Below are 2,602 nucleotides of genomic sequence, written 5' to 3'. Positions count from 1 at the left end.
TGGTTTTCAAGAAAAAGAAAATATTTTCACATTTCATAACCGGATGTGAACAAAACACGCATCTCATATCTTACAAAATAGCCTCATGGCGCAAAACATCCCTTCTATTTGTTTATTTTTCCCCTCCTGTTTGTTTCTTTCCCCGGTGTTTTTGTTTTTCCCATAGAGTATTTTTCTCATCTAATTTGATAAAGTTTTTCCAGACTGAACATTCAACAAAAAACTTCTCACCCTCGCCATTACAGCACGATCCTTCCACTATAATAATCCCTATTGGTTTTGGGTATTTTTCATCCACTTTTACTGCAAACTGCTCCCTTCTGGAACATTGTGGGTCAAAAGGCATTGTATCTCCAGCATCATTCAAGGAGATAAAAACATGGAAACCCGCATTCCCAAAGCCCCCCCCTTCGATACCCATTTTCTAGAGGAAACATCCCTAGAAGAACAATATCCCCTCTTTCATACGCCCATTTCATGGTCAGCCATTTTTGCCGGAGTTGTGACAGCTCTAGCCACCTCGATCTGCCTGTCTTTTCTGGTGGCAGCCTTAGGCTTAAGCCAAATGGATTTCACCTCTTCAACCCCTTTTGAAGGTTCTTTTTTGTCTTTTGGCATAGGGTCTCTCATTGTGACATTGCTCAGCCTTGCTTTGGGAGGTTTTGTTGCAGGGCGTTTTGCAGAATCCTCAGGCACCCTGCATGGCTTTCTCACTTGGGCTCTCTTAACCCTCCTCATGACCATCCAAGCCATCTACGTGGTTTCAAGTACAGCAAAAATAGGGGCTAAAGCTGCTCTCGAAAACACCTCAGCAATCGGACAAACCATAGACAGTTTCAAAACAAATCTTTCCTCGCTTCTTTCAAAATTCGATGGCGAGAGCTTTGAAAAGTTTGTGCATGAAATAAAAGACAAGGGCGTTGATTTTGATAAACTCGGCAATGAATTACGCACATTTCTCAACAAAAGCGATATTCCTGCCCTCAATCCTGAACGCTTAAAAACATCCTATCAGGGCACCTTAAAAGATATTGGGAACGCGATCACGGCTTTTAAAAAGGACCCCTCTCACTATCGCACCACTCTCAAAGATCTCTCTGAGCGCCTTTCGGATCGGGTAGAATCCATTACCGCAAAGATTGATAAAAGCAACATTATCAAAAGCCTTATGAACAATGGCATGACACGTGCTGATGCACAAACAGCAGCTAACAATGCCCTGCATGTGTACCAAAGCGCAGAAGAAAAAGTTGAAAAAGCGATAAAAGCTCTTGAAGAACAAACAGAAACCCTCTCTCAAAAGCTTGATGCTTCCATAAAAGATGCACGCCATACTGCCGATAAAGCTATCACAAAAGCCTCCCACATCGGCTGGTGGGGCTTTTTAGGCAACCTGATTGGCGCCATCATTTCCAGTGTTTTTGGCTATTATGGCTATAAAAGCCGAAAGGATTCTTTTATGCTCTAAAAGCTTTGCCTTATAAAAATAAAAGACATAAAAAGCTGTACACTTCCTCTGTACAGCTTTTTTTACAAAGCTTCTTGAAAACTCTTTTGTCTAAAAGGACAATCGACAGACTACCCTGCAAGAGCAAAAAGCCTCTTACAATTCAAACTTTAAAAGCAAAATACAAGGCAAGATAAAAGCATACCGCACACTCTACCACCCTTGAAAATCAGAAATCCCCGCAGAGAACAATCGATAATGATAAAAACATTGCACCATAAAGAATAGAAAATCCGACGTTTTTGTCTCTCCATTATGCATCATCCAGCCTCTTTCTTTTAAGTGAGCACGCAGAGAACTCTTCATGAAAACCGTGTATTGCCGAAAGAAAACAACAGAAAAATCACTTACCTCTCTGTGTGTTTAAGACAAAAGTGCATACCCTCCTTCAAGAATATTCTAAAAAATTCCTCAAAACAACAATCATCTTGTTTTTAAAGTTCATCCTCCTTTATTGTTTAGTCTTGTTGGCTTTCTCTTTTGTTTGTTATTCCTTCTTAACTGTACATTAAAGGAACATTCTTCTAGCAACACACGCAATAAAATAAACTTTTCTAATTTTAGACAACTGCTTACCAATAAATCCATGCTTTGCATTGCGTTTTTTATGTTTTTATTTGCCTTTTTTTATATACAATTGGAAGTCACGATCCCTCTATTTGTTGAACAAACGTTTGGGAGCAGCACTCCTTCATATATTTTTCTCCTCAATGCCCTGATTGTCATCTTTTTCCAAATACCTGCCTCAAGATGGGCATGTAAAGAAAAATCTCAAATTCCAATTACATTATCCTTTATTTTATTTGGGCTTTCATTTTTTCTTCTCCACTTTATGAAACATTCTTACACTGTTCTCTTTTTAGCAATCATCCTTTTTACCTTTGCCGAAATCATGATACGAATACGCTTCGATTATGATGCAACCAACATAGATGACCGCTTGATTGCTAGTGCGCTTGGGATCATGAGCTTATCGAGTGGTTTTGGAGGAATAGCAGGCAGTTACGTCAGTACTCTGTTATACAACAAGGCTCTTTTTGGCTTATCTTCTTGGCAAATGTTGATCATTGTTTCTCTCAGCGTCGCCCTCATCTC

At 39.6% G+C, this 2,602-nt stretch carries 3 protein-coding genes and 1 pseudogene (1 of these 4 cut by a window edge); 3 read left to right on the top strand and 1 reads right to left on the bottom strand.

The window, feature by feature from the left end; all coding sequences use genetic code 11:
* Positions 1-112 precede the first annotated feature (112 nt).
* A complete protein-coding gene (locus BN200_RS08290) occupies positions 113-421 on the bottom strand; it encodes a hypothetical protein (RefSeq protein ID WP_019222099.1) in 309 nt (102 codons plus the stop codon).
* Between BN200_RS08290 and BN200_RS08285 the strand changes: the two genes are divergently transcribed.
* From BN200_RS08285 to BN200_RS09860, 3 genes and pseudogenes are all read left to right on the top strand, one after another.
* The gene (locus tag BN200_RS08285; RefSeq protein WP_034989446.1) at positions 380-1,468 is read left to right on the top strand and encodes a TIGR04086 family membrane protein; all 1,089 of its coding nucleotides are present in this window, start codon (positions 380-382) and stop codon (positions 1,466-1,468) included. The genes BN200_RS08290 and BN200_RS08285 overlap by 42 nt on opposite strands.
* A gap of 493 nt (positions 1,469-1,961) precedes the next feature.
* A pseudogene (locus tag BN200_RS09865) lies at positions 1,962-2,393 on the top strand (MFS transporter); the annotation flags it as partial.
* 6 nt (positions 2,394-2,399) lie between these two features.
* Positions 2,400-2,602: the 5' portion of a hypothetical protein gene (locus BN200_RS09860; protein WP_244426924.1), read on the top strand. It continues 34 nt past the right edge of the window; 203 of the gene's 237 nt are visible here — the first part of the coding sequence; the start codon lies at positions 2,400-2,402; its stop codon lies beyond the right edge, outside the window.

Origin of the sequence: Bartonella senegalensis OS02 (assembly GCF_000312545.1) — a bacterium.
In the GTDB taxonomy this organism is placed as follows: Bacteria; Pseudomonadota; Alphaproteobacteria; order Rhizobiales; family Rhizobiaceae; genus Bartonella; species Bartonella senegalensis.
This window is presented reverse-complemented; position numbering and strand designations above follow the sequence as displayed.

Bases quoted from the DNA above. Each gene is read 5' to 3' on its own strand.
- BN200_RS08285 (WP_034989446.1), top strand. From the start codon at position 380: ATGGAAACCCGCATTCCCAAAGCCCCCCCCTTCGATACCCATTTTCTA.
- BN200_RS08290 (WP_019222099.1), bottom strand. From the start codon at position 421: ATGGGTATCGAAGGGGGGGGCTTTGGGAATGCGGGTTTCCATGTTTTT.